The 25,340-nt window shown below is 65.3% G+C and carries 23 protein-coding genes and 1 pseudogene; 12 read left to right on the top strand and 12 right to left on the bottom strand.

What is annotated here, in order from left to right; genetic code table 11:
- Nucleotides 1-521: 521 nt before the first annotated feature.
- Nucleotides 522-914 (top strand): DUF2605 family protein, encoded by a 393-nt coding sequence (locus tag ACXMDP_RS10705; RefSeq protein WP_457766861.1) that lies wholly within the window; start codon nt 522-524, stop codon nt 912-914.
- 2 nt (nt 915-916) lie between these two features.
- Nucleotides 917-1,375, top strand: coding sequence for a TM2 domain-containing protein (locus ACXMDP_RS10700; protein WP_094512907.1), 459 nt, complete (start codon nt 917-919; stop codon nt 1,373-1,375).
- A 695-nt stretch (nt 1,376-2,070) separates the two neighbouring features.
- Here the strand turns inward: ACXMDP_RS10700 and trpS are convergent.
- Genes trpS through ACXMDP_RS10680 form a run of 4 tightly spaced genes read right to left on the bottom strand, consistent with a single transcriptional unit; the run spans nt 2,071 to nt 5,142 of the window.
- Entirely contained in the window at nt 2,071-3,087 is a 1,017-nt protein-coding gene (gene trpS / locus ACXMDP_RS10695; RefSeq protein ID WP_094512906.1) for a tryptophan--tRNA ligase, read from the bottom strand.
- Nucleotides 3,084-3,728 (bottom strand): hypothetical protein, encoded by a 645-nt coding sequence (locus ACXMDP_RS10690; RefSeq protein ID WP_259730518.1) that lies wholly within the window; start codon nt 3,726-3,728, stop codon nt 3,084-3,086. The genes trpS and ACXMDP_RS10690 overlap by 4 nt, the downstream gene beginning before the upstream one ends.
- Nucleotides 3,729-3,779: 51 nt before the next feature.
- A complete protein-coding gene (locus ACXMDP_RS10685; RefSeq protein WP_259730517.1) occupies nt 3,780-4,310 on the bottom strand; it encodes a hypothetical protein in 531 nt (176 codons plus the stop codon).
- Nucleotides 4,303-5,142: a cation diffusion facilitator family transporter gene (locus tag ACXMDP_RS10680; protein ID WP_457767220.1), complete on the bottom strand. Its 840-nt coding sequence runs from the start codon at nt 5,140-5,142 to the stop codon at nt 4,303-4,305. Before ACXMDP_RS10680 ends, ACXMDP_RS10685 begins: the two co-directional genes overlap by 8 nt.
- 286 nt (nt 5,143-5,428) lie before the next feature.
- Here ACXMDP_RS10680 and ACXMDP_RS10675 point away from each other — a divergent pair, with 286 nt between their 5' ends.
- The 6 genes from ACXMDP_RS10675 (at nt 5,429) to ACXMDP_RS10650 (ending at nt 12,172) form a co-directional block, all read left to right on the top strand.
- Entirely contained in the window at nt 5,429-6,784 is a 1,356-nt protein-coding gene (locus tag ACXMDP_RS10675; protein ID WP_259730515.1) for a YcjF family protein, read from the top strand.
- Nucleotides 6,785-7,050: 266 nt separating this feature from the next.
- A complete protein-coding gene (gene psbA / locus ACXMDP_RS10670) occupies nt 7,051-8,127 on the top strand; it encodes a photosystem II q(b) protein (RefSeq protein ID WP_255100843.1) in 1,077 nt (358 codons plus the stop codon).
- 251 nt (nt 8,128-8,378) lie between these two features.
- Complete coding sequence (locus tag ACXMDP_RS10665; RefSeq protein WP_399233585.1) at nt 8,379-9,311, top strand: metal ABC transporter substrate-binding protein; 933 nt, start codon at nt 8,379-8,381, stop codon at nt 9,309-9,311.
- A 4-nt stretch (nt 9,312-9,315) separates the two neighbouring features.
- Nucleotides 9,316-10,125, top strand: a complete 810-nt coding sequence (locus tag ACXMDP_RS10660; RefSeq protein ID WP_259730311.1) for a metal ABC transporter ATP-binding protein — start codon at nt 9,316-9,318, stop codon at nt 10,123-10,125.
- Nucleotides 10,125-10,964: a metal ABC transporter permease gene (locus ACXMDP_RS10655; protein ID WP_094512901.1), complete on the top strand. Its 840-nt coding sequence runs from the start codon at nt 10,125-10,127 to the stop codon at nt 10,962-10,964. The genes ACXMDP_RS10660 and ACXMDP_RS10655 overlap by 1 nt, the downstream gene beginning before the upstream one ends.
- Nucleotides 10,961-12,172 (top strand): DUF4336 domain-containing protein, encoded by a 1,212-nt coding sequence (locus tag ACXMDP_RS10650; protein ID WP_259730312.1) that lies wholly within the window; start codon nt 10,961-10,963, stop codon nt 12,170-12,172. Before ACXMDP_RS10655 ends, ACXMDP_RS10650 begins: the two co-directional genes overlap by 4 nt.
- A gap of 38 nt (nt 12,173-12,210) precedes the next feature.
- On the opposite strand, the gene ACXMDP_RS10645 is transcribed toward ACXMDP_RS10650, so the two are convergent.
- Together ACXMDP_RS10645 and lepB are read right to left on the bottom strand one after the other, a co-directional pair.
- Nucleotides 12,211-12,558, bottom strand: a complete 348-nt coding sequence (locus tag ACXMDP_RS10645) for a DUF760 domain-containing protein (protein ID WP_259730376.1) — start codon at nt 12,556-12,558, stop codon at nt 12,211-12,213.
- Between the two features lie 49 nt (nt 12,559-12,607).
- A complete protein-coding gene (lepB, locus tag ACXMDP_RS10640) occupies nt 12,608-13,201 on the bottom strand; it encodes a signal peptidase I (protein WP_259730313.1) in 594 nt (197 codons plus the stop codon).
- A 58-nt stretch (nt 13,202-13,259) separates the two neighbouring features.
- On the opposite strand from lepB, the gene menD reads away from it, so the two are divergent.
- The 3 genes from menD (at nt 13,260) to ACXMDP_RS10625 (ending at nt 17,125) form a co-directional block, all read left to right on the top strand.
- A complete protein-coding gene (gene menD, locus ACXMDP_RS10635) occupies nt 13,260-15,083 on the top strand; it encodes a 2-succinyl-5-enolpyruvyl-6-hydroxy-3-cyclohexene-1-carboxylic-acid synthase (protein ID WP_259730314.1) in 1,824 nt (607 codons plus the stop codon).
- Between the two features lie 53 nt (nt 15,084-15,136).
- Entirely contained in the window at nt 15,137-16,039 is a 903-nt protein-coding gene (gene menB / locus ACXMDP_RS10630) for a 1,4-dihydroxy-2-naphthoyl-CoA synthase (protein WP_259730315.1), read from the top strand.
- 114 nt (nt 16,040-16,153) lie between these two features.
- The gene (locus tag ACXMDP_RS10625; protein WP_259730316.1) at nt 16,154-17,125 is read left to right on the top strand and encodes a sensor domain-containing diguanylate cyclase; all 972 of its coding nucleotides are present in this window, start codon (nt 16,154-16,156) and stop codon (nt 17,123-17,125) included.
- Nucleotides 17,126-17,137: 12 nt separating this feature from the next.
- Here the strand turns inward: ACXMDP_RS10625 and ACXMDP_RS10620 are convergent, their stop codons facing one another.
- The 3 genes from ACXMDP_RS10620 to ACXMDP_RS10610 all read right to left on the bottom strand — a co-directional run bounded on the left by ACXMDP_RS10620 (nt 17,138) and on the right by ACXMDP_RS10610 (nt 21,040).
- On the bottom strand, nt 17,138-18,916 hold the full coding sequence (locus tag ACXMDP_RS10620) for an ATP-binding protein (RefSeq protein ID WP_259730317.1): 1,779 nt from the start codon (nt 18,914-18,916) through the stop codon (nt 17,138-17,140).
- Between the two features lie 140 nt (nt 18,917-19,056).
- Entirely contained in the window at nt 19,057-20,685 is a 1,629-nt protein-coding gene (locus ACXMDP_RS10615) for an ATP-binding protein (RefSeq protein WP_259730318.1), read from the bottom strand.
- Between the two features lie 7 nt (nt 20,686-20,692).
- Complete coding sequence (locus ACXMDP_RS10610) at nt 20,693-21,040, bottom strand: PAS domain S-box protein (RefSeq protein ID WP_255139779.1); 348 nt, start codon at nt 21,038-21,040, stop codon at nt 20,693-20,695.
- 235 nt (nt 21,041-21,275) lie between these two features.
- On the opposite strand from ACXMDP_RS10610, the gene ACXMDP_RS10605 reads away from it, so the two are divergent.
- The gene (locus ACXMDP_RS10605) at nt 21,276-21,593 is read left to right on the top strand and encodes an STAS domain-containing protein (protein ID WP_457766860.1); all 318 of its coding nucleotides are present in this window, start codon (nt 21,276-21,278) and stop codon (nt 21,591-21,593) included.
- A 22-nt stretch (nt 21,594-21,615) separates the two neighbouring features.
- Here ACXMDP_RS10605 and ACXMDP_RS10600 read toward each other — a convergent pair whose 3' ends face one another.
- From ACXMDP_RS10600 to ACXMDP_RS10590, 3 genes and pseudogenes are all read right to left on the bottom strand, one after another.
- Nucleotides 21,616-22,788 (bottom strand): PP2C family protein-serine/threonine phosphatase, encoded by a 1,173-nt coding sequence (locus tag ACXMDP_RS10600; protein WP_259730320.1) that lies wholly within the window; start codon nt 22,786-22,788, stop codon nt 21,616-21,618.
- A gap of 5 nt (nt 22,789-22,793) precedes the next feature.
- Nucleotides 22,794-24,722 (bottom strand): ATP-binding protein, encoded by a 1,929-nt coding sequence (locus tag ACXMDP_RS10595; protein ID WP_259730321.1) that lies wholly within the window; start codon nt 24,720-24,722, stop codon nt 22,794-22,796.
- 165 nt (nt 24,723-24,887) lie between these two features.
- Nucleotides 24,888-25,328, bottom strand: a pseudogene (locus ACXMDP_RS10590) (hypothetical protein); the annotation flags it as partial.
- Nucleotides 25,329-25,340: the final 12 nt, after the last annotated feature.

Raw genomic sequence — 25,340 nt, 5'->3', positions numbered from 1 at the left:
TTCCAGCAATTCTTACCAATGGTATTGGGTCAGCATTCAGCTTGCCAACAACACAAGCGCTGCCACAGATGTGCCCTCATGGAGCACACATCTGGTTTTCTTCGATCGTTCTGATGTGACGCTGACGCGGGAGATCAGCCGAAGCGGCCCCATGCCCGTTCTGTTCCCCAGCCGCTGTTGAAAGCTGTAGCGGCGTTGGCTGGAGCCACAGAATCAAGCGCCGGACTGCGGGAGAGCACGCACGGCCTAAGGCTCCGCCTCGGTCTCCCATCCGAGCCACTCCGCCTGGACCCGCGCGATCCCGCACGGATGTGGCCGCCGCCTTGGCTGATCCTGCGTTGCACCTGCAAGCGTGGGTCCGGCGCACCACCTTTTGCGCCAGTACGCCAGCCGCCGCTCTGCCGAAAGCGGGCTGTGTTCCTAGGCTGTCCACGAGCTGGAGCACACCGATTCCCGACTCTTCCTCACCGTTTTCGCAGCCTGCGGGAGCTGGCCCGCTGCTCAATCAAGTGCTCGATTCGTTGCTGGATGATTTTCAGCGTTGGTTCGAGCGGGGCCAAGATCTGCTGGCCTATTGCCCGGAAACGGTGCTGGGGCCCACGGAGCAGCGGGATTTTGATGCCATGCTTACGCGCTCGTTGCAGGAGTTGATGGCGGCACGAGCACTGCGCGGCGCCATGAGTGAAACCCTCGCCCTCGACATGCAGGCAATGGCCCCTTGGCACCGCCTTGTGATGAAGGTGTGGGGTTTGTCGGCAGCCTTGCGGGAGGCGGGGGTGACCCTGCCCCCGGACCGCCAGAAACCGGCCCTGTTCCCCCGCCGCCCCCTGGAGACGGATGACACCACGCCAGGCCGAAGCCCAGCCAGAGCCCCGATAGCATCAGGGATCCGCTGTGAGCATCGCTGGTTTTGAGCATGGCGAGCCCCCTGATCGAGCGACGCCACGTGGCACTCGGCTATCTGTTCTGGGCATGCGGCTTCGTCGGCCTGTGCGGTCTGCATCGCTTTTACGCCCGCAAGCCGCTGAGCGGGGTGTTGTGGCTGCTCACCTTTGGCTTCTGCGGCATCGGCCAACTGATTGATGCGCTGCTGATCAGCTCGATGATCGAGCAGGCCAACCAACCGCTGGTGTTGCAGGAAGCCCTCGCCAAAGCCGACACCAACCGCCCGGAGCCGTTGGCCCGCCAGTTGCTTGTGCTGGCCCGCAGTTCCGGCAGTGTTGGCTTCACCCTCAATGACGCGATCCTCGCGGTAACACTGCCTGCCGGCACCGACCACGACGCCGTGCGCACCGAAATCGAAGAGCTGCTGCATGAGCATCTGCTCGATGTGGGCAATGATGAACGTGGTCGCGTGGTGTACCGGGAGCCTTGAGTGGCATACCGCAGCCTGGCTGCTCACGCGCGACCAAGGCGAAGAGGAGCGTGAAGCCATAGGTTGCCCCAGTCAATCCTCACGATTTCCCGTTTGGCTTCGTTGTGTTAATCATGGCGAACGGTTCATAGGCTGAACACGGTCTGCCCGGCTTCTTCCTGGACGTTCCATCTTCCTTCATGGCAGCCAGGGTCCTTTACCTTCATGCCAGGCACAGACATCTGTTGTCCCTACAACGCAGCTGGCCAATCCGTTCTTGTCTTGAAGGATCGTGATGATTTCTTGGTCCGCTGGCAGGAGGGAGACCCTGGGTCGAACAGCTTTGCTATTCCTCTGGTTCAGACCTTCCAACCTGATGCCATTCCTTCGATTCACAGCCTGTAGGCGCTCCTGGCATTCGTTTCTTGGTGCCTCCCACCTGATGCTCCGCATGATGTCGGCGATTGCCTTGGAGTTGGTGAGGATTTCCAGGATGGAAGAAAGCTGGTTGATGCGAATGCTGGTGACCTAGCCTTCGTTCAATAACGTAAACCCAATCAACCCGTGCCCTGCCACGAAGCCAGTGGGTGTTGGTTCGTGATCAGTCGCATCGTGCAACTCACTGCTCAGCAAAGCAGGCACGCCAGGGGCTATGTCTGCATTGGCTTGGGTAAAAGCAACGTCAGTCTTCAAGGAACGCAGCGTCGCCCTCCTGATCAGGCCGCCGGCAAGAAGCCCAGGGCTGCCTTCACACGCTCCAGCGTGGCAGTGGCCACGGCTGCCGCCCGCTCCTTGCCCTCGCGCAGCACTTCACTCAGGTAGGCCTCGTCGCGGCGAATCTCGGCATAACGCTCCTGCAGCGGCTGCAGGGCGGCCACAGCGGCTTCCGCCAGCAATGGCTTGAACTGTCCCCAGCCCATCGCGGCGCATTCGGCGGCAGCGGTGTCCCGTGTCTTGCCGCTGAGCAGGGCGAAGAGCCCGAGCAGGTTGTCGGCTTCGGGGCGTTCGGGGTTGCCGAATTCCAGCCCCATCACCGGATCGGTCTTGGCGCGTTTGATCTTTCTGGTGATCAGCTCGGGCGGATCGAGCAGGTGCAGGCGTGAGCCCTCATTCGGTTCGCTCTTGCTCATCTTGCTGCGGCCGTCGATCAGGCTCATCACCCGCGCACCTTCCGCAAGGATCAACGGCTCGGGCACCTTCAGCAGCGGCTGGTCTTCCGGCGCGAAGCGGGCATTGATGCGCTGCTGGGCGATGTCGCGGGCGAGCTCCAGATGCTGCTTCTGGTCTTCGCCCACCGGCACCAGATCGGCGTCATAAAGAAGGATGTCGGCAGCCATCAGCACGGGGTAATCGAGCAGCCCCACCGACACGTTGTCGCCCTGCTTGCGTGCCTTCTCCTTGAACTGGATCATGCGCTCCAGCCAGTTCAGCGGCGTGACGCAGTTCAGCAGCCAGGTGAGCTCACTGTGCGCCGGAACCTGGCTCTGCACGAACACCGTGGAGCGCTGTGGATCAATGCCGCAGGCCAGGTAGAGGGCGGCGGTGCGGCGCGTGGCCTCCGCCAGCAGGGCGGGATCGTGCGGCACCGTGATCGCGTGCAGATCCACCACACAGAAAAATGTGTCGTGGCTGTCCTGCAGTTGCACCCAGTTTCGGATCGCCCCCAGCCAGTTGCCCAGGTGCAGCGATCCGGTGGGTTGCACGCCCGAGAGCACACGTGGCCGAAGCGTCACAGCTGCGTCTCGGCGTCGGTGGGCAGCGCCTCGGCGTCGCTGGTGTGTGGGCTGCTGGTGTCTGCAGCGTCGTCGGCCAGGGTGGGTTCCTCAACGGGGGCGCTGGCTTCGGCCACTGGCTCGGGCTCACGCACCGGCTCCGGCCGGCTCGGGCGGGCGAAGGGATCGGGCCGGCTGATCACGCGGCGCTCGCCGCGCCCCTCCGGACGTCCTTCTCCGGAGCCCTCGCGCCGGCCACGCCGGCCTTCGCCGCCTTCGCCATAGCGGCCCGTTTCTGAACGCCCGCCTTCGGGGCGGCTGCGTTCCGGCCGGTTGCCCGCCTGGGAGCGCATCTCGGCCACCAGTGCATCGAGCGCACCCTGCTCCAGCAGCTGGGCCACGGTGCGGATCGAAAAGCCCAGCGCCGCGATCGTGGAACGCAGCTGGAAGGCCTCCTGCACCACCTTGGCGGCCCGTTGCTCGTTCTCGCTCAGGCGGATGCGCAGGCCGCCACTCTCGCGGTGGCTGCCGGCTTCCCTGCCACCGCCCGGCGGGCGACCACCGCCCCGGCGTTGCACCTGTTGCCCAGCCTCAACGGGCACCACGTCGGTGGTCACCACGTCTGTGGTCACCGCTTCGGTGGTCACAGAGTCGGTGGGCATCGCGTCTGTGGGCACCGATGCGTTCTCCAGGTCGGCCATGGCCGCAAGCCTTCAATCAGGGGGCAAGTGTGCCGCATCAAGGGCTCCGGTCTCCACCAGCCAGTGGATGCGGTGCGGCTCCTGGCTGCCGCGCCGGCCCAGCACCACCAGCGGCAGCGGCCGCTCCTGGCCGGCCGCGAACAGCTCGCGGTAGGTACGCAGGAAGGCCAGGTAGGCGGCCAGCGTCCAGCCGTGATGAGGGCCCTCCAGGGCCTGCCAGTGGCGGTGCAGGGCGAGCTGGCAGGCCGCGGGTCCGAACTCCTCCCAGCAGCGGCCCTGGGCGGCGCCTTCGCTGAACCCCTGCTGGCGCAGTTCGCGGAAACGCACCAGTTCCGGCGCCTCCGCCGTGCTGTCGGGCGGCAACAGCCGGGCCAGGTGTTCCACCGGTGTGACCCGCAGCCGCAGCCAGCAGCGATCGAGAACCAGCACCGGCACGCCGCCGTGCCAGCTGGTCTGGCCCTGCTGCTCCAGCAGCAACTGGCGCACGCGCACCTGCTGGCGGGGCGTGAGCAGTTCGATCAGCTCACGGTTGCGATCAGCCATGGGCTCCGCGAAAGGTGATCTCCGAACGCGCATATTCGCGCGGTTCCAGGTGAATCGTGCAGCGCACTGGCCCGAAGCGTTCCTCCAGCCGCTCCTCCACCCGTTCGGTGATGTGGTGGGCGGTGGGCAGGTCGTCGGCGTCCACCACCATGTGCATGTCGATGAACACCTGCTGGCCGAGCACCCCGCGGCTGGCGATGTCGTGGCAGTTCAACACCCCCGGCACCGCCATGGCCACCGTGTGGATCGCCTCGGGGGCGATGGCGATGTGATCCACCAACCAGGGCAGGTTGGTGCGCACCACCTGCCAGCAGGAGCGCACCAGCAGCAGGGCCAGGGGCGCCGCCACCGCCACATCCAGCCAGTTGAGCCCGAACACCCTGGCGCCGCCGAGGCCGGCCAGCACCATCAAGGTGGTCCAGATGTCACTGGTGGTGTGGTGGGCATCCGCCAGCAGCAGGGCGCTCTTGAGCCGCAGCCCCTGCTGCCGTTCGTAGCGGGCCAGCAGGATATTGCCCAGCAGCGACACCACCAGCAGCACGAAGGCGCCGTTCTCCAGCCGCAGTGGTTCCAGCCCACTTAGCACCCGTTGCGCCGCCGACTGCAGGATCTCGATGCAGGCGAACAGGATGAACACCGCGATCGCCAGGGCGCCGATGCCTTCGTATTTGTGGTGCCCGTAGGGGTGGTCGCGGTCGGGGAGTGGATCGGAAAGGCTGTTGGTGATCACCCCCAGCAGGCTGGAGAGGCCATCGGTGGCGCTGTGCATCGCATCGGCCAGCACCGCCAGCGAACCGCTCCACAGCCCCACGAACAGTTTCAGGAAGCTCATCGCCACGTTCACGCTCAAGGCGATCAGCAGCACCGTGTTCACCGCCTCGCGGTTGTCGGCCACGGCCGAGCGGGGCGCGTCTCCATGGGCGGCGCCTTCACGGGCCAGCCCCCCGTCGGCCACGTCCTTCGGGGCCTGGGCGCCCGTGTCGGGACGGATCCGCTCAGCCGTCATCGGAGAGGCCCCCGGGCCTGGCTCGGTTACCCCCAACCTATTGAGCCCCTGGGCAGGGGAGAGGAGCTGAGCTAAAGATGCTGACGTTCGTTCGCAGCGGGCGTTGCTCTCCTTGCCTTCTTCCGCTCGCCCCCTGGAGGCCGCTTCCTGGCGCGGCCTGATTCCCTTCCTGCCGGTGGCGGCCCCTGCCGCGGCCGTGCTCGGCGGTTGGCTGCTGCTAGACAGCCTGCACACCCCCCTCTCGGGCGGCCTCCCCCTGCTTGCGGCAGCCGGTGCCTGGTGGTGGTGGCGGCGTCCACGCGGCCAGATCACGCCCCAGCTGCCCAGCTCCTGGAACGGCTGGATCGAACGCTGTGAGGGGCTGCTGCCCCGGTTCGAGCAGCTGGAGAGCGCCAGCACGACCGCCTCCGACACCTTCCAGGCGGCCCAGCAGCAGCGCCGCGACCAGCTCCAGCAGCTGCGTGGCCGCCAGCACCGCCAGGCCCTCGATCTGGGGCTGGTGGGCCTGCGTCCGCTGGAGCGTGCCCTGGAGGGCCCGCTGGTGCAGGGCGTGCGCGCGCCCCTTCCGATCACCCTGCACTGGGGCCATCCGCTGGCATCCCACAGCCCCGATTGGAGCTGGCCGGCCCCCTTCCCCCGCTGCGACCTGCTGCTCCATGCGGTGCACCCGCCGCTGCAGGCCGCCGATCTGCGCTGGCTGGAGACGCTGCCTGCCGGCCAGCCCGTCTGGCTGCTGGTGGTGGGTGAGGAGCCGCAGCTGGTGGCCGATCTGCAGGCCCAGCTGCCGGCGCCTCTGCGGGAGCGGCTGCTGCCCTGGAGCGGCCAGCCCGAGGCCCTGCCTGTTGCCCTGACGCCCTTGGCCCAGGAGCTCCGCCAGCAGGGCCACGCGCTGCTGCACCGCACCGAGCAGCGCCAGCTCGAGCGGTTGCACGGCGAATGGCAGGGTTTACTGGAACGCCTGCGGCGTGAGCGCTGCAAGGCGCTCGTGCAACGCACCCAGTGGCTGGTGGCCACCGGTGTGTTCGCCGCCCCCCTGCCCAGCGTTGATCTGCTGGTGCTGGCCGTGGCCAACGGGCTGATGCTGCAGGAGATGGCCCGGCTGTGGGATTGCCCCTGGGGGATGGAGCAGCTGCGGGCGGCGGCCACCGAACTGGCCCGTGCTGCCCTGGCGCTGGGGGTGGTGGAGTGGACCGGCCAGGCCCTCGCCAGCGTGATGCGGCTGGAGGGCAGCGCCTGGCTGGTGGGCAGCAGCCTGCAGGCGCTCAGCGGTGCATATCTCACCCGGGTGGTGGCCCGGTCGATGGCCGATGTGCTGGCTCTCAGCAGCGGCGTGGCGGAGGCGGATCTGCAGGCGATCCGTCTGCAGGCCCCCCTGCTGGTGGCACGGGCTGCCGAGAGTGAACGGCTCGACTGGCCGGCGTTCCTCCACCAGGGCCGTCAGTGGGTGCTGCGCCAGGCCACGGCCTAGGGGCCTAGGGATTTTGGCTAAGGGCTTAGGGCTGGGGATTGTTGCGTTTGATCTACTGAATGATGTAGTTGCGTGAAGTGCGGAGCGCTTCTGTTGAACATCTGCGAAGAGATGGAGGCCGCGTGCCTCGCTTCGGCAGCTCTTCCTTAGCGTTTTCGTACGGTGCCTTTTGCTGCTCTCTCGCTGCGGATGCTGGCGGATTTTCCGTTGCTGCCTGAGGCGAGTGGAGGGTGAAGAAGCCGTTTCCTTCCGTCCTCTTACCTCCAATGGCCACGGCTGTTCGCAGCGGACGTCTCAGCTCCTGGGAGAGCTTCTGTCAGTGGGTCACCTCCACCGACAACCGGATTTACATCGGTTGGTTCGGTGTGCTGATGATCCCCTGCCTCCTGGCAGCCACGATCTGCTTCATCATCGCCTTCATCGCCGCTCCTCCCGTCGACATCGACGGCATCCGGGAGCCCGTTGCCGGTTCCTTCCTGTACGGCAACAACATCATCTCCGGCGCCGTTGTTCCTTCCAGCAACGCCATCGGCCTGCACTTCTATCCCATCTGGCAAGCCGTGAGCCTCGATGAGTGGCTCTACAACGGCGGCCCCTATCAGTTGGTGGTGTTCCACTTCCTGATCGGCATCTCCTGCTACATGGGTCGGCAGTGGGAACTCTCCTACCGCCTCGGCATGCGCCCCTGGATCTGCGTCGCCTACAGCGCGCCGCTCTCGGCCGCTTTCGCGGTGTTCCTGATCTACCCCTTCGGTCAGGGTTCCTTCTCTGACGGCATGCCCCTCGGCATCTCCGGCACCTTCAACTTCATGCTGGTGTTCCAGGCGGAGCACAACATCCTGATGCACCCCTTCCACATGCTGGGTGTGGCTGGTGTGTTCGGCGGCTCCCTGTTCTCGGCCATGCACGGTTCGCTCGTCACCAGCTCGCTGGTGCGTGAGACGACCGAAAGCGAGAGCCAGAACTACGGCTATAAGTTCGGCCAAGAAGAAGAGACCTACAACATCGTGGCTGCTCACGGCTACTTCGGTCGCCTGATCTTCCAGTACGCCTCCTTCAACAACAGCCGCAGCCTGCACTTCTTCCTGGCTGCCTGGCCGGTGGTGGGCATCTGGTTCACCGCCCTGGGCGTGAGCACGATGGCCTTCAACCTCAACGGTTTCAACTTCAACCAGTCGGTGCTGGATGCCCAGGGCCGGGTGCTCAACACCTGGGCCGATGTGCTCAACCGCGGCAACCTCGGCTTTGAGGTGATGCACGAGCGCAATGCCCACAACTTCCCGCTCGACCTGGCCCTGCTGGAGTCGGTGCCGGTGGCGCTGCAGGCTCCGGCGATCGGCTGAGCCAGCCTCTGTCGCCAGCCGCCGGGGGCCACCTCCCCTGGCACCTGCACCCCAGAAGGCCTCCGCTGCGGCGGGGGCCTTTTCTTCTGGCCCCGGCAGCACCTCCGCTGCCGCAGGCACGTGCCGCACCAGCAACGGTTACGTCAGCGCCGCTTGTGTTCTCTTAGACCATTTTCGTGTTTGACGTTGCGCCGTTGATGGCGGCCCGCTCGATTCTCAGGCGTCCTGCCCTGGCCCTTTGTGGCGTGCTGATGCTCACCAGTGGCGCCCTGCTGGGTTGCACGCCGTCGCCGCGTCCGGCCGAGCAGACACCGGCCCCCGGCACCTCCGCGGCTGGCACGCCAGGGGCCGCAGCGCCGCAAGGGAAACCGCGTGTGCTCACCACGTTCACAATCCTGGCCGACATGGCCCGCCAGGTGGCCGGCGATCACCTGCAGGTGGAGTCGATCACCCGGCCGGGTGCCGAGATCCACGGCTACGAACCCAGCCCCAGCGATCTGCGGCGGGCTGAGGGGGCCCAGCTGGTGCTGGTCAACGGCTTCGGCCTCGAGCGTTGGGCCGATCGGTTTCTCTCCGGCCTGCCGGACGTGCCGCGGGTGGTGCTCACCGAGGGCATCAAGCCCCTTCCGATCGCCGGGGATGCCTACGCCGGCAAGCCCAATCCACACGCCTGGATGTCGCCCTTGCTGGCGGAGGTTTATGTGGAGAACATCCGCAAGGCCTTCACCCAGCTCGCCCCCGCCCATGCGGCCGATTTCAGGCGCAACGCAGAGGCCTACCGCGCTGAGCTGCGCGGCCTCGACAGGGACCTGCGCCGCGATCTGGCCACCCTGCCGCCCCAGCACCGCCTGCTGGCCACCTGCGAAGGCGCCTTCTCCTACCTCGCCCGCGATTACGGCCTCACCGAGGCCTACCTCTGGCCTGTCAATGCCGAATCCCAGGTCACCCCGCAGCGCATGGCCCGCCTGATCGCCACGGTCCGAGAGCGCCAGGTGCCGGCGGTGTTCTGCGAAAGCACAGTGTCGGCAGAGGCGCAGAAGCAGGTGGCGGCGGAGAGCGGCAGCCGCTTTGCCGGTGTTTTCTTCGTGGATTCCCTGTCGCCTGAAGGTGGCCCGGCCTCCTCCCTGCTGGAGCTGCAGCGGCACAATGTATCCACACTGATCAACGGACTCAAGGGGCGCTGAGCCGATGCAACACCGCCCGCCCCGCCCGCCTCAGCACCGCCCGGCCCAGGAGCGGATCGTCGTCGACAACCTCTGCTACGCCTACAACGGGGTGGTGGCTCTGCATGACGTGTCGCTGCGGGCCTACGCCGGCAGCATCTGCGCCCTCGTGGGCATGAACGGCGCCGGAAAATCCACCCTGTTCAAGGCGCTGATGGGGTTCGTGAACCCTTCGCGCGGCACCATCGCCATCAACGGCGTGCCCCTGCGTGAAGCCCTGCGACAGCAGGCGGTGGCCTATGTGCCGCAGACCGAAAGCGTCGACTGGAACTTCCCGGTGAGCGTGGCGAACGTGGTGATGATGGGCCGCTACGGCACCATGAACCTGCTGCGCATTCCCCGCCGCCGCGACCACCAGGCCGTGCGTGAGAGCCTGGAGCGGGTGGAGCTCTGGCCGTTGCGCCACCGCCAGATCGGTCAGCTCTCGGGGGGCCAGCGCAAGCGGGCTTTCGTCGCCCGAGCCCTTGCCCAGGAGGCGTCAGTGATGCTGCTCGATGAACCCTTCGCCGGCGTGGACATCCGCACCGAGAAGCTGCTGATCCAGCTGTTCCAGCAGTTCCGCCAGGAAGGCCGCACGCTGCTGATCTCCACCCACGATCTGAGCCACGTCACCGGCTTCTGCGACGACGTGGTGCTGATCAATAAGACCGTGCTCGCTTACGGCGACACCTCCGAGGTGTTCACGCAGGAGAACGTGGCCCGCACCTTCGGCGGCGGACCGCTCGATTCGCTCACGATCACCCCGCCGGATCCGTCCGGTGAGGGCGACCTGTGATGGACGCGCTCCCCTGGCTCACCGAACCATTGCAGCATGCCTTCATGCAGCGGGCCCTGCTGGTGAGCATGCTCGTGGCCTCCGTCTGCGGCCTGCTCTCCTGCTACATGACCCTCAAAGGCTGGGCGCTGATGGGCGATGCGGTGTCCCATGCGGTGATGCCCGGCGTGGTGATCGCCTATGCCCTCAACCTGCCCTTCGCCCTCGGCGCCTTCGTGTTCGGAGTGGGATCGGTGGCGGTGATCGGCTACATCAAGCAGATGACGCGCATCAAGGAAGACACCGTGATCGGGCTGGTGTTTACCGGATTCTTCGCCTTCGGCCTGATCCTGGTGTCGAAGGTGCGCAGCAGCATCGATCTCACCCACATCCTGTTCGGCAATGTGCTGGGCATCAGCCCCGCTGACATCCAGCAGACGCTCTGGATCTGCGGCCTGGTGCTGGCGGTGCTGCTGCTGCTGCGCCGTGACTTGATTCTGTTCTGCTTCGATCCCACCCACGCCCGCTCGATCGGCATCCACACCGGCGTGCTGCATTACCTGTTGCTGGCGGTGCTGTCATTAGCGGCGGTGGCCGGCCTGCAGACCGTGGGCATCATCCTGGTGGTGGCCATGCTGGTCACCCCGGGGGCCACGGCTCACCTGCTCACCGATCGCTTCGACAGGATGACCTGGATCGCCGTCGGCTCCGCCATGCTCTCCAGTGTGGTCGGCATCTACTGGAGCTACTGGCTGGATGCCTCCACCGGCGGCTGCATCGTGGTGGTCCAGACCTGCCTCTTCCTGGCCAGCTTCCTGTTCGCGCCCCGCCATGGGCTGATGGCGCAGCTGCGGCAGTGAGAGCCTCCAACGGCCTGTCCCCCACGCCGAGGCTGCGGCAGGGGTGGCCCTGGTGGCCGCTGCTGCCGCTCTATCCCTATGGCCGCCGCCGCACCCTGGTGCGCGAGCTTGTGCCTGGCCAGATCTGGAGTTTCGAGCAACTGCAGGGCGTGCTCTATGTGGCGGTGCCGATCCGCATGACCGTGGCACGCCTCACCGATGGGCTGCTGCTCTACGCGCCAGTGGCGCCCACCCAGGAGCTGCTGCACAGCCTGCGCGAGCTCGAAGCCCGCTATGGGCCGGTGCGCACGATCGTGCTGCCCACCAGCTCAGGGCTGGAGCACAAGCTGCCGGTGCCGGCGATGGCCCGGGCCTTTCCTGCCGCCACCGTGTGGGTGAGCCCGTGCCAGTGGAGCTTTCCGCTGCCGCTGCCCCTGCCCTGGCTCGGATTTCCCGCTGGCCGCACCCGGGTGCTGTTCGAGCAGGGCCTGCCCCACGCCGAGCAGCTGCAATGGGAGATGCTTGGCCCGCTGGACCTGGGCCTCGGCACCTTCGTGGAAGTGGCCTGCCTGCACCGGGCCAGCGGCAGCCTGCTCGTCACCGATGCGCTGGTGGCCATCTCCAGCGAACCGCCGGAGATCTTCAGCACCGATCCCACGCCCCTGCTGTTCCATGCCCGCGAGCAGGGCACGGAGCCGCTCAGCGATGGCCAGGAGCAACGGCGGCGCGGCTGGATGCGGCTGGTGCTGTTCGCCTCCTACCTGCGGCCGTCCGCGCTGGAGGTGCGACCCTGGCCAGAGGTGATCGCCGGCAGCTTCCGGCCGGGGCTGCGCGCCGCAAAGGCCTACTTCGGCCTCTACCCCTTTCGCTGGCAGCCCGGTTGGGTGGCTGAATTCGAGGCGCTGCTGGGCGGTGATGCCCATCCTCTGCAGGTGGCGCCGGTGTTGGAGCGGCTGGTGTTTCCCAGGGCCCGCACCGCCCTGGTGGCTTGGCTGCGGCGGCTCGCCCAACTGCCAAGCATTCGCCAGGTGGTGCCTGCCCACTACGCGGCACCTGTGGCGTCCACCCAGGAGGATCTCCAGCGCCTCGCCGATGCCCTGGAGCAGCGCCCGTGGGCGCCCTCCAGCGGATCGTGGGCATTCCTCGCAGGCATCGACAGCGCCCTTGTGCGTTGGGGCGTGGTGCCGGAGGTGCCGGCAGCGGAGCCTCAACCCGCCTCAAAGGGCTGATCAGCCTGGATCTGGAGAGGCCCTGCGGGGCTCTGGGCTCAGAGGCTCAGCTCGCCGGGGTCGGCATCGAGGGCGCCTTCGCCGAACAGGCTGCTCTCCAGTTCCATGCGCTGCTCCATCTGGCGCAGGAAGTAACCCGTCATCATCGCGGAGGCCAGCAGGCCAGCGAGATTGTCGCGACTGGCCTGGATCTTCACTTCAAACTGCTCGCCCGGCAGCATGCCCAGCAGGCCCTGAACGTTGTGGCGGATGATGTCCTGAATGTCGCCGCTGGCGGATCGGGCCACACGCTGCAAAACGTCCGGAGATTGCTCCTGCAGGTACTGGATCAGCGAGTTGCCGCTGATTGATTCGCTGTCGGTCGTCAGGAACTCCGGGTTGAACATCTCCGGTGTGCTCTGCGTCACGGCCTGCACCATAACGCAGCTCTCCGGGTCAACCCACCGCCGCAGAGGGGGAGAACCGAATCGGCCCTAGCGCGTGCCAGGGCCAGTAGCGAAACACGGCAGTGCCGATCACATGGTCGGCCGGCAGGGGGCCCCAGAGGTGCGAATCGAAGCTGGCATTGCGGTTGTCGCCCATGACCAGCAGACAATCAGGCGGCACGGCGAGCGGCGCCAGCTCGTAGGCGATCGGCTCGGCCCGCCACGGCTCCGGCACCGGCTGGCCGTTGCGGATCAGCTGGCCGTCATGGACGGCGATCCGATCCCCCGCCGCTCCCACCACCCGCTTGATCAGGGCGGCATCGGGGTCGTAGCCGGCCGCCAGCAAGGCGTCGGGAGGGTGGAACACCACGATCGTGCCCACCGGCAGGGGCCGGTGCAGGCGAGCCCGCAGTTTCTCCACCAGCACCCGGTCGTTGAGCTGAAGGGTGGGCAACATGGAGCCGGAGGGGATCCAGCGGGGTTCGATCACCGCCCAGCGCAGCAGCAGCGCCACGCCCACCCACAGCAGCAACAGGCCGACCTGGCGCAGCAGCCCGGCGCGGCCTCCGGCCGGAGAGCTGCCGCCGGTGGGAGTGACGCTCATGTCGGGGGGGCTCCAGTCGTGGGCATGATCAGGCCATCCTGAACAGTCATGAGCCCCGGTGAGCGGCGACGACGGCCTCGGCAGCCAAGCCCCAGCGTGCAAAGACGCTCACGCGGCGGCCAATCTGGGCGCGGCTCATGCGCTGCTGCTGGCCTTCCGGCACCTGGGGCTGCGGCGGCTCGTGCTCTGCCCCGGCAGCCGCTCGGCGCCGCTGGCGATTGCGGCCGGCCTGCTGGAGGCCGAAGGCGGAGACCTGCGGCTTTACACGGCGATCGACGAGCGCTCCGCTGCGTTCTTCGCGCTGGGGCTGAGCCGCGCCGATGGCCTGCCGGCGGCGGTGATCACCACGTCCGGCACGGCGGTGGCCAACCTGCTGCCGGCGGCGGTGGAAGCAGACCATGGCGCGATTCCGCTGCTGCTGCTCAGCGCCGACCGGCCCCAGCGGCTGAAGGGGCGCGGCGCCAACCAGACGGTGAACCAGGAGGACTTTCTGCGCTGCAGCTGCCGCTGGGCCGGTGCTGGCGCTGCCGAGGGACTGGCCGTGATGATGCCCGCCAGCCTGCAGGCGCTCGCGCAGCGGGCCTGGCAGGAGGCCATCGGCCACCCGGCCGGCCCTGTGCACCTCAACCTGGCCTTCGAGGAGCCGCTCCATCCCTCGGCCGCCGCCATCGCGGCGCTGATGGCCCGTAAGCCCAGCGACAGGGGGGTGGGGGTTCAGCCGGAGCCGTCCGTGACCTCGGAAGCCTTGCCGCTGCTGGATCCCGATCAGCCCGGCGTGATCGTGGCCGGGCCCTGGCGCGGTGCCCCAGACCAGTGGCCGGCCCACCTGCAGGCCCTGCAACGCTGGCAGCGGCGCAGCGGCTGGCCCCTGCTCGCTGATGGCCTTTCGGGCCTGCGGGGTCAGCCGCTGCTGGAGCTGGTGGCGGGCTACGACCTGCTGCTGGAGGAGCCCACGGAGCAGTTGCAGGTGTCCCAGTTGCTGCGGCTCGGGCCCCTGCCCGCCAGCCGCCGGCTGCAGCACTGGATCGGGCGCCAGTGCGGTTGCCAGCTGGTGATCAGCGAGGGCGACCCGCGCGATCTCGATCCGCTCGGCACTGCCAGCCACCGCTTCGGCCATGGGCTGGCGGCCTGGTGCCGGGCGCTGCCTGCGGCGCTCTGGGCGGGGGAGCCGCCGGCGGCCAACCGCGCCTGGAAACGGCGCTGGATGGAGCTGGAGCACACGGTGCAGGCCGGGCTCAGTCAGGCCCTGCCGGCCACGGGTGCTGCCAATGAACCCGCCATCGCCCGGGCCCTGAGCCTGCTGTTGCCGCCGCAGCTGCCGGTGATGCTGGCCAGCAGCAGTCCCGTGCGCGACTGGGAAAGCTTTGCAGCCCAGGCGGGCGCCCCTCGGCCACTGTTCGGCTTCCGTGGTGCCTCCGGCATCGATGGCACCCTCTCGCTGGCGGCCGGCCTGGCGGAAAGCGCCGGATCCCTGCTGCTGCTCTGCGGTGACCTCGCCCTCCTGCACGACAGCAACGGCTGGCTCTGGCGCCAGCAGCTGCGCGGGCGCCTCACTGTGGTGCTGATCGACAACGGCGGTGGTGGCATTTTCGAGCAGCTGCCAATCCGCTCCACCGGCGCCTCGCCCGTTCCGCCGGAGGTTGCCGCGCCCTTCGATTTTGAGCGCCTGTTCGCCATGCCGCAGAGCCTCGATCAGGCCGCCCTGGCGGTGTTGCATGGCGTGCCCGTGCGGCGCGTGGCTCAGCTGGAGGAGCTGGAGGAGGCACTGGCCTGGGCGCTGCCCCAGCCCCTGGCCCTGCTGGAGCTGCGCACCGATCGCCAGGCGGATGCCCACCTGCGCCAGCAGCTGCGGGCCGCGCTGGCGCCTGGCTCCCCAGCCTGAGCCGGCCCACGGCTCCGCAGAATGAGCCGAAGCCGCTGCCGTTGTCAGGCCTGATGCGCCCCGATTCCGCCGCACCTCCCTCCCAGCCCGCGCCGGCAGATCCCGTGCTGCCCTGCACAGCACCGGTGCTCTGGACGCCGGCCGCCACCTACACCGACATCCGCTTCGACACCTGCGCGCAGGGGATGGCCCGCATTGCGATCAACCGGCCGGCCAAGCGCAATGCTTTTCGCCCGCTCACGGTGCAGGAGCTGTGCGATGCCTTTTCGCGCGTACGCGACGATCCCAGCATCGGCGTGGTGCTGTTCACCGGTGTCGGGCCGGCCGCCGATGGCGGCTATGCATTCTGCTCCGGTGGCGACCAGAGCGTGCGCGGCGATGGCGGCTACCTCGATGCCAGCGGCCTGCCGCGGCTGAATGTACTCGACCTGCAGCGGCTGATCCGTTCGCTGCCCAAGGTGGTGATCGCCCTGGTGGCGGGCTATGCGATCGGTGGCGGGCAGGTGCTTCACCTGCTCTGTGATCTGAGCCTGGCGGCGGAGAACGCGGTGTTCGGCCAGACGGGCCCACGGGTGGGCAGCTTCGATGGCGGCTTCGGCGCCGGCTACCTCGCCCGCGTGGTGGGGCAGCGCAAGGCACGCGAAATCTGGTTTCTCTGCCGCCGCTACGACGCCAGCCAGGCCCTGGCCATGGGGCTCGTCAATGCGGTGGTGCCGTTGGAGGAGCTGGAGGCGGAAGGAGTGCGCTGGGGCCTGGAGATCCTGCAGCACAGCCCTACTGCGATTCGCTGCCTCAAGGCAGCCTTCAATGCCGAAACCGACGGCATGGCCGGCATTCAGGAGCTGGCGGGCCAGGCCACCCATCTTTTTTATCGCACGGAAGAAGGGCAGGAAGGACGCAACGCCTTTCTTGAAAAGCGCGAGCCGGATTTCAGCGACGCGCCGTGGCTTCCCTGAAGCGCCGCGCGACCAGCCCGGGAGGGGACCTCACCAGGAAAGGACATACTGCAAGTTGTGGGATATACGGCCGAACGGCGGCGTCCCGGTCCCCCCTGCGTCCTGCTCCCCGCGATGACCGCCTACCCCATACCGGACAACGAGGCTGAGCGCCAGGCGGCTCTGGACGAGCAACACATTCTGGATGCGGAGTCCGATGAGGACTTCAATCGCATCACACGCCTGGCCAGCCAGATGCTGGGCGTGCCGACGGCCCTGATTTCCCTGGTCGATCGCCAGCGGCAGTGGTTTCTCTCCCGGGTGGGTCTGGAGGCGAGTGAAACGCCCAGGGATGTGGCCTTCTGTGCCCACGCCATCTGCGGCAATGACGTCCTGGTCGTCAATGACGCCAGTGCGGACGAGCGTTTCAAGGACAATCCCCTGGTGACGGGGAATCCCAACATCCGCTTCTATGCCGGGGTGCCGTTGCGGACCCACTCCGGCTTCAACCTCGGAACCCTGTGCGTGATCAGCCCCCAGCCGAGGCAACTCGCCGGCAACGAACAACAACTGCTGCAGGACCTTGCTGGGATGGTGATCCTGCACATGGAATCGCGGCGCAACAGTTACCTCTGCTCCCTCACGGGCCTCAAGAACCGAAGGCCCTTCTTCGATGCAGGTCTGAACGAGTTCCGGCGGCAAAGGGAGAACGGAGAACCGTTGACCCTGATGATCTTCGGTCTGGATGACTTCCATGATTTCTGCACACGATTCGGCCAACAACAGGGCGATCGGTTACTTCAGGAGCTGGCCAGACAACTGCAATCGGACTTTGGGGAGAGCGCCCTCTACGGGCGTGTGAGTGATGACGAGTTCGCCGTGTTGCAGACAGGCTTGGTGGGGCAGGAGGCGGTAGCCCAGGCGGAGGGCTTCCGTTCCGGCCTGGCTCTCCAGGGCTGGCTGGTGGGGGGAGTCCGCCATCCTCTGCCCGTCAGCCTGGGCACGGCTTGCGCCAGCAGCGACGACACCAGCTTCAAGGACCTGTTCCAACGGGCTGAAGCGGCCCTGAAGCAGGCCAGGCTGTCCGGAACAAGCCTGCCTGGCTGAACCGAGCCACACTCACGGGGCCAGTACAGCCGCGTGGGCCCGGGACAGGGCGGCTTGCAGGGACTCGACCCTGATGGGCTTACCAATGAAATCATTCATGCCGCTGGCCAGGGCCTCGTCACGGTCGCAGTAACGAATGTTGGCGGTGACCGCGACGATCCAGGGCCGCACTGTGTTGCCGGCCTGCTCACGAATTCTGCGGGTGGCCTCAAAGCCATCCACCTTGGGCATGCGCAGATCCATCAGGATGATGTCCGGATCCAGCTGGCGATACTGGCTCAGGGCCTCTTCCCCATCGCGCGCCACGCTGACGCCGTAGCCGAGACGCTGGAGCATCAATTCGCAGACACGGGCATTGACGACATTGTCTTCCGCCAGAAGAATCCGTAGCGGGTGGTCTTCGGCGAAGCTGGTTGTTGTCTGTACTTCTGGCGCTGCAGGTGATTCAGGGATCGCCACCGGCAGGATCACCGTGAAAAGGCTGCCCTGACCCTGTTCGCTCTCCACCTCAATCGCACCGCCCATGGCGACGACAAGGTGATGGCAGATGGCCAATCCCAACCCTGCGCCGCCATGGACGCGGGTGGTGGTGGAATCAGCCTGCGAAAAAGGCTGGAACAAGGACTCTTGGGCGGAGTCGGAGATTCCGGGCCCGGTGTCACGGACGCGGAAGACCAACGGAACCCAGCCATCGGGCTGGAAAGCCTGAGATGAAACGGTGATGGACACCTCTCCGCTCACTGTGTACTTGATCGCATTACTGACCAGATTCACCACGATCTGACGCAGGTGGAGAGGATCTGACAGCACGACATCGGGGAGGGCAGGGTCGAGGGAGAGGGTTAACACCAGCCCTTTGGTCTGCGCTTGTTCGGCGAACAAGGCCATCACCTCGGCGAACAGAGGCCGAAGCTGGCAGGGAGCGGAGTCGATCACCAGATGGCCGCTGTCGATCGCTGAGACGTCGAGCAGTTGGTTGAGCAACAGCAGCAGGGATTCCCCAGAGTTCCTTACCGTCTGCAGACAGGATTGTTGGTGGGGGGTCAGGCCAGTGCTGAGCAGAATGTTGGTGAGGCCAATCACTCCATTCAGTGGCGTTCGCAGCTCATGACCCATGGTGGCCAGGAAGGTGCTCTTAGCGAGGTTGGCCTGTTGTGCTTCAGCCGCCACTTGACGGGCCAGATCAGCCGCTTCCAGGCTGGATTCCAGGGCCGAAGCCGTGGATCGCAGGTAACGGCAGTGCAGGAAGCCGGCAAAGGCCGAAAGCAGGGCACTGCCTGCCAGAGAGAGACCCAGGCTCAGGCGCAAGGGAAACAGTTGCTGATTGAGGTTAGCCAGGGAGAGATCAACACCCACAATGGCCGTCCCCTCGCCGTCCTGGAATGGGGCATAGGCCGACAGGGAGGAGCCCCATTGATCGGTGTAGGGAACGGAACTGACCCTGGGCTTGGCAAGCCGGGCTGCGATCAGGGCATCGGCCGGGGCATCTGCATAGAGCTGACCAACGCTGGCGACGCTGGAGTCGTCTCCCGGATTCTTGAAGAAGACCGTGCTATCCAGACCAAATTGCAAGGGCTTTGATCGACCCCTCAGGGTGTAAGCGTAAAAGATATCCGGCACCGATCTCCTCAGCTTGATCAAAGGCTCGGAGGCCTGGCGATAGAGCTGGCTGCCCATCTGATCAGGACGGCGTATCTGGGTGTGCAGATCACCCTTCATCTCCGCCGCCGTGACCATGGCCAGATCCAGCAGCCGCTGCTGGACAGACCTGAAGAGAGTCCGTTCAGCCACCCAGTAGGTAACAATCAGGGCAGAGGTGGCAATGGAAAAAATGCCCAAAGCCAGCAGGATGGAAGGCCGTGAAAACCTGCACCTTGACCCCGATGGACCATCAATGGTGCTCACGCCACCCCTCATCGCATCACTCAGTATCATTCGGACGTAGCCGACTCTGTGGCTCGGCGCCAATCGCGATACCTGCTCAAGGCCACTCGAAGATCCGCCAATCGAAGTGGTTTGGAGAGAAAGTCGTTCATCCCAGCCGCTGCACACTCCTGCCGGTGGGTGTCGAATGAATAGGCTGTCAGGGCAATGATGTAGAGATCAGAGTAACCTTCGCTGCGCAATTGGCGTGAGGCGGCCAAACCGTCAAGACCAGGCATGGCCACATCCATGAAGATGAGATCCACGCTCCCATTCCTGACGAACTGAATGGCCGCATTGCCGTCTCCCACCGCGTCAGCGGTTAGATGCAATCTGGCCAGCATCAGCTCAAGCACCCTGCGGTTGACGCGGTTATCATCAGCAACGAGAATTCTGATTTCAGGCTCCAAGCTCTCCTCGGGATTGTCCCTGACAATCTCACCCTGCTTCTGCGCAACCAGCGTGAACGGCAGACTGACCGTAAAGCAACTGCCGGATCCGAGACTCGAATCGACGGATATATCTCCCCCCATCAATTGACACAATCTCGAACAGATGGCGAGGCCGAGGCCGGCACTTTGCTGCGTCTGGGCGGGATTGGCATGGCCAATGAACTCCTCAAAGATAAGCGGTAGAGCCTCCCTGGAGATGCCAATACCCGTGTCGGAAACATGGAACATGAAGGATCTCCCGTTAGCCGTGGCCGCCAAGGTATCAACGCTGAGGCGAATCTCCCCCTGATTGGTGTACTTGCAAGCATTCCCCAGCAGGTTGAACAGAATCTGGCGTAGCTTGAGATCATCACCAAAGAGCCATCTCGGCGTATCCGGTGGCATGCTGAGGTGCAAGCCGAGGTGTCTTACAGAGGCTTGATACTGAAAGAGATGAATGATGTCATTGAGTAAACCATGAAGGTCGAAGGTTCTGGGATTGAGTGCCAATCGCCCGGTTTCAATCTGCGAGATGTCCAGAATGTCGTTGATCAGGCTTAGCAGATACTCGCCGTTTTGATGAATCGTTTCGAGCATCTCCCGTTGCTGCCCCTCCATGGAGCTGCTGAGCAGCACATCCGTCATCCCGATCACAGCGTTCAATGGGGTGCGGATTTCATGGCTCATGTTGGCCAGAAACCGGGTTTTGGATTGGCTGGCTGCCAGGGCCTCATCGCGCGCCAGCTGCAACGCGCGGGTTCGCTCGACCACCTGGTCCTCCAGCTGGTCACGGGCATCGATCAACTTGTCCTGGGCCTGAACAATCGCGCTTTTGTCCCTGAAGGTGAACACCAAAGACGGCTTACCAGGGAGATCGACAGTCGCCCAGGACACCTCAATCACCTGGCGGAGAGGCGCACCCAGCAGTTCCCAGGTGCTGGATCCTTCTGATCCCGAGCTCCAGAACGGCAGGCCTGATCGCCTGTCGCTGAGCTCGTGGAGATAGGGCCTCGGGAGGATCTGGCTCAGGCATTGGCCAAGGCTCTGCAAGCGGGACAAACCCACGAACCGATCAAACGATGCATTCGTCCATTCCACGATTCCGTTGAGATCGGTGAAGGCAAGGGCCTCGTCAACGGCTCCCAGGGCCGCCTCCAGCCTCCCGAGAGTGCTGCGAAGCTGGCCGACAAGGGTCTGGTCCGGCATGCACGCCTCAGGTCAACGGACGCAGGGTTGCCGCGAACACCCAGCTATCGCCACGGCGTTCGGCCACAATGAAATGCTCCGAGTTGATGGCCTGGTTGTCTTTACAGATGGTCATCAATTGCAGGGGATGGTTGAGAATCTGCGATTCACCAACGATCTGGAAACGGGAGAAGCCGAGATGGTGGGCGTCTTGATAAGCAGCCGGCAGAATCATGGAAAGAGAATGGCCCTTGAGATCGTCCAATGTCCATCCATAGGTCGTCTCAAACAGATCGTTGATCTCTACAATCAACCCTTCCTGGTCGGCAGCGACAAAGGGAAGAGATTGGCGTCGTAACTCTTCAATCGTGACCATGAACCTCGCGGCTGAACCGGCCTACCTGGTTACGAACTGTAGCGCTATGCTCCATTGGCTCCCTCCTACCCCCTATGTCGAATGGGGGCTTGTGGTCAGACCCACACCCGCTCGCCACCAGCCGGCGGGCGGGTCTCAAGTCCCCAGGCCCAGACGAATGGGCTTTCGGCGATGAGTGGTAAACTCTTAGCAATTTGCGTTTCAATGTGTGGATAATCTGTACATCCTGAAACCCATGGGCCTGCTCGACGCCCAGAGTGGCGCTGAGTTGCGGCAGTCTGTCGGTTCAGTTCTGGCGGAGCAACCCAGGGACATCCTGATTGATTGCCAGGGCGTCGACTTCATGGACAGCAGCGGATTCGGCGCTCTGGTTTCCGTGCTCAAACGGGTCAAGGAGCAAGGTCAGCAACTGTTTCTTTGCGGCCTGTGCAGCCAGGTCCGCATCGTTCTGGACCTCACCGGCACCGAAAAAGTGTTCACCACGTTTCCGAACAGTGAGGCCTGCATCGCCGCATTGGCTGCCGATCAATCGGGCGGCTCAACCAACACCTGAACAACCAGAAGGCCCGTAACGATCACGACAGCAGCGCCCGGATCAGCGAGTAGTCATCGGTGAATGGCGCATTGTCCGAGACGTGGAGGATCTGGGACAGCAACCGATCCAGGCCATCGTCACCAGCGAGCACGTCTTGGCACTGCTCCACCAGTTGCATGAAGTCGGGCAGTGTGCCCATCAAGCCACCGGGCCTCGGCACTTCATAGAGGCCATCGCTGTAGATGAGAAGACAGGCCCCTTCGCCCACCTCCAGGCTCTCGGTGCCATAGGTCGCGTCGTCGAACAGGCCCACGGCCATGCCCTGACCTTTGAGCCAATGGCAGGGAAATGCACTGGTGCGGCTCCAGAGAAAGGCTGGGGGATGGCCCGCGCTGGCAAAACTCAGGGTTCGGCTGGAGGGCTGATACACCCCATACCAAAGCGTCAGATACCGCCCCTGGTGACGCTCCATCGGAAACCCGGAGTTCAGGGTCTGCAGCACAGCGCCCGGATCACGCAGATCAACGGGCAGCGAGCGGGAGCGCAGCTGGTTGTGGACGGAAATCGAGGGGAAGGCCGCCGCCAGGCCATGGCCGGAGCCATCGGCGAGGTAGAGGACGAAGTGGTCGTCATCAAGCCAGAAGAAATCAAACGAATCACCACCCAGTTCATGGCAGGGCTCGAAACGGGAGTCCGCCCGCACCGCACCAGCGATGGGCTCAGGCAGCAGGGATCGCACATAACTGGCCGCCTCCTCCAGCTCCTGATCCAGCCGCAACTTCTGCTGATGCAACTCACTCGCCAGGAGCTTCAGCCGTTCATTGGCCTGGTGCAGGCGGATGCCGGAGCGGACACGGGCCAGCAGCTCCTCCGGATCCACCGGCTTGCTGAGGAAATCATCGGCGCCGCAGTCGAGCCCCTCCACCCGGTCTTCCACCCGGGAGCGTGAGGTCAGCAGGATGAAGTGGGCCGATTCCAGGTCCGGTTCCGCCTTGATTGCCCGGCAGACGTCCAGCCCATTCATGCCGTCCATCAACCAGTCGCAGACGACAACCGTGGGGGGGCAGAGACGGGCCTTCACCACGGCACTGTCACCCGAATCCGCCACAACAACCTGGTAGCCCTGGGCGCGTAGACGGACCTCGAGGATGCGGGAATGGATGCGGTCGTCATCCACCAGCAGGATCGAAATCGGGGCGGGACAACCTTCCATCGGCGTCAGGTGTCCATCGGACGCCGCTGGCGCAGAGCTTCGGTCACCCGTCCAGCCTCGACAAGCAGCTGATCGATTCTGACCTGGGGCCACAGCTCCGAATCGGAGCGCAGGGACTCCTCAACCTGGCCGCACAGCGTGGCCAACCGCAGGGCCCCCAGGCTGGCACTGGGGGAGCGCAGCGAATGGGCAGCGGCGATCATCGCCGGGGGATCGTGGTACTGGTGGGCCATCACCACCGACGAAACGAGTCGCATCGCGTCCTCGAGGTAGAGGTCGATGAGCTCCTGGAGCACAGCCACAGCCCCGTCTCCCATGGCTTGCTCCAATTCCTCCCAGGCGGCCGCGTCGATCGGGTCGGCCCCTCCAGCCGTTGGCGCTTGGGGTTGGTCGCGGGGCTGGTAGTGCTCCAGGGCGTAGGTGAGCTGGGCAGGCACGATCGGCTTGGCCAGAAAGTCGTCCATGCCGGCCTGGAGGCAGGCCTGGCGATCCTCCGGACGGCCATGGGCGGTCATGGCAATGATCCAGGGCTGCACGAAGGGAGCCGGCAGACACCGGATCGCCCGTGTGGTCGCGTAACCATCAAGCTCCGGCATCTGCACGTCCATGAACAGCACGTCGAAGGGGGTCTCCTGCACGGCCGCGAGCGCCTCAGAGCCCGAAGCCACGGCCTCGGCCCGGTAACCCAGCCGCTGCAGCAACTGAAGCGCCAACTGGCGGTTCACGGGGATGTCATCGACGACGAGCAGCCGCAGCGGCAGCCGGTCGGCGAGGCGATGGGGGCCGCCCTGGGGGGCAGATTCGGGCGTCAGCGTTGGCGGCCCGGCCAGCCGCCGCTCCAAAGGGCTCTGCCCTTGCTGAATCAGGGCCAGGCGGAGCTGTTCGAGTCGCACAGGCTTGGAGAGCATCACAGCCGGCGTCTTGACCAGCGCTGCCAGGTCTGACACCTTGCACCTGTCAGCCAGGACGATCCAGGGGCGCACCTGAAGCAAGGGGTCCTGCAGAAAGGGGTCCTGCAGAAAGGCTGACGGGGTTGCCTCCCCTTCGGAGCACAGCAGCCGCCCATCGATGACCACCACTCCATGGCCGAGGTCGCCGATCTGGGACTGGGAGATCCGCATGGGGATCTGGCAGAGATCGGGGGCGATCACCGACAGCCCCATCCAGCCCAGCTGCTTCTGGAGCACGGCGCGCAGGGTGGGATTGCCGACCAGCAGCAGGATGGCGGACGCCGGGGGCACCAGGGGCTCCGGGCTGTTGCTGGCCTGGGGGGCCGGATCAAGATGCAGCAGCACGTTGAAGGTGAAGACACTGCCGACGCCTTCCTGGCTGGCCAGGTCGATCGAGCCCCCCATCAACTCACACAGGCGCCGTGTGATCGCCAGACCAAGGCCCGTGCCGCCGTAGCGCCGGGCGGTGGAGGGATCGGCCTGGCGGAAGGGCTCGAACAACTGGGGAATCAGCACGTCGGACACGCCGATGCCGGTGTCGCGGATCTGAAACGTGAACTGGCACGGGATCGGTTGGCCGGCCTCAGCGGCCTGGGGCTCCGCTGACACCGTGACGACGATCTCGCCCTGGGGGGTGAATTTGACCGCATTGCTCAGCAGGTTCCAGAGGATCTGGCGCAGACGGGTGAGGTCGCCGATGACGGCCGTGGGCAGGCCGGGCTCGATGTCGAGGATCATTTCCAGCGGCTTGTCCAAGAGGCGGGACACGCTCAGATCAAGGGCCTCTTCGATGCAGATGCGGAGGTTGAAGCGCTGCTCATCCAGCTGCATGGCACCGGATTCGATCTTCGAGAAGTCGAGAATGTCATTGATGATCGTCAGCAGGGAATCGGTGCTGCTGTTGATGATCTCGACATACTCCCGCTCCATGGGCTCCAGCTGGGAGTCCTGAAGTAAACCGGCCATGCCGATGATGGCGTTCATCGGAGTTCTGATCTCATGGCTCATCGTGGCCAGAAACGTATCCTTGGCGGCATTGGCGGCTTCAGCGGCCTGCTTGGCCGCCTCCAGCTCCGCATTGAGCGTCGACAGGCGCTGGGTCGACTCGCGCAACTCCCCACGCTGCGCGATCAGAATCTCATTGAGCTTCTGGCTTTCTGTGAGCGCCACATTCCTGGCCTGCAGCAGGAAAAGAAAGTCAACCAGGGAGTCATGCAAAGGAAAGTCATTGATCTTCAGACTGAGTTTCTTCAGGTCCTCCAGTTGCAGCAAACAGGGCGTACCAACAAACAACAGTTGTTCCCTTTCGTCAAGGCAACAGATCTGGCCCTTCAGTTGCAATGGAATCGCGGCGGACTTGAAAATCACGTGCCGGTCTGTGCAGTCACTCAGACTGGCGAAGTCCATGGGGACATCCGGTCGCAGCAGCAGGAAGTGCTCATCGAGGGGCTGCCCCAGCAGCTCCGGGACAGGAAGGATGCGACGCAGAACAGAGCCGACGGACTGGATACGTAGCTCACGGTCGACGACGAAATGGAAAGGGAACAGTGGATCAAGAAGGTGGTCAGGTAACGGCACGGAAGGCACCATCAGAAACGACGA

The organism is Cyanobium sp. ULC065 (assembly GCF_977927515.1).
Note: the sequence above shows the minus strand (reverse complement) of the source record. Positions and strands in the feature narration are given on the sequence as shown.

What these genes read in the sequence shown, in the direction of transcription:
- menB (WP_259730315.1), top strand. Translation starts at nt 15,137, where the DNA reads ATGCGCCCCGATTCCGCCGCACCTCCCTCCCAGCCCGCGCCGGCAGAT.
- ACXMDP_RS10615 (WP_259730318.1), bottom strand. Translation starts at nt 20,685, where the DNA reads ATGCCGGACCAGACCCTTGTCGGCCAGCTTCGCAGCACTCTCGGGAGG.
- ACXMDP_RS10700 (WP_094512907.1), top strand. Translation starts at nt 917, where the DNA reads ATGGCGAGCCCCCTGATCGAGCGACGCCACGTGGCACTCGGCTATCTG.
- ACXMDP_RS10625 (WP_259730316.1), top strand. Translation starts at nt 16,154, where the DNA reads ATGACCGCCTACCCCATACCGGACAACGAGGCTGAGCGCCAGGCGGCT.
- ACXMDP_RS10600 (WP_259730320.1), bottom strand. Translation starts at nt 22,788, where the DNA reads ATGGAAGGTTGTCCCGCCCCGATTTCGATCCTGCTGGTGGATGACGAC.
- ACXMDP_RS10645 (WP_259730376.1), bottom strand. Translation starts at nt 12,558, where the DNA reads ATGTTCAACCCGGAGTTCCTGACGACCGACAGCGAATCAATCAGCGGC.
- ACXMDP_RS10660 (WP_259730311.1), top strand. Translation starts at nt 9,316, where the DNA reads ATGCAACACCGCCCGCCCCGCCCGCCTCAGCACCGCCCGGCCCAGGAG.
- ACXMDP_RS10665 (WP_399233585.1), top strand. Translation starts at nt 8,379, where the DNA reads ATGCTCACCAGTGGCGCCCTGCTGGGTTGCACGCCGTCGCCGCGTCCG.
- lepB (WP_259730313.1), bottom strand. Translation starts at nt 13,201, where the DNA reads ATGAGCGTCACTCCCACCGGCGGCAGCTCTCCGGCCGGAGGCCGCGCC.
- ACXMDP_RS10685 (WP_259730517.1), bottom strand. Translation starts at nt 4,310, where the DNA reads ATGGCTGATCGCAACCGTGAGCTGATCGAACTGCTCACGCCCCGCCAG.
- ACXMDP_RS10680 (WP_457767220.1), bottom strand. Translation starts at nt 5,142, where the DNA reads ATGAGCTTCCTGAAACTGTTCGTGGGGCTGTGGAGCGGTTCGCTGGCG.
- ACXMDP_RS10605 (WP_457766860.1), top strand. Translation starts at nt 21,276, where the DNA reads ATGGGCCTGCTCGACGCCCAGAGTGGCGCTGAGTTGCGGCAGTCTGTC.
- ACXMDP_RS10655 (WP_094512901.1), top strand. Translation starts at nt 10,125, where the DNA reads ATGGACGCGCTCCCCTGGCTCACCGAACCATTGCAGCATGCCTTCATG.
- ACXMDP_RS10690 (WP_259730518.1), bottom strand. Translation starts at nt 3,728, where the DNA reads ATGCCCACCGACTCTGTGACCACCGAAGCGGTGACCACAGACGTGGTG.
- ACXMDP_RS10595 (WP_259730321.1), bottom strand. Translation starts at nt 24,722, where the DNA reads ATGAACGCCATCATCGGCATGGCCGGTTTACTTCAGGACTCCCAGCTG.
- ACXMDP_RS10610 (WP_255139779.1), bottom strand. Translation starts at nt 21,040, where the DNA reads ATGGTCACGATTGAAGAGTTACGACGCCAATCTCTTCCCTTTGTCGCT.
- psbA (WP_255100843.1), top strand. Translation starts at nt 7,051, where the DNA reads ATGGCCACGGCTGTTCGCAGCGGACGTCTCAGCTCCTGGGAGAGCTTC.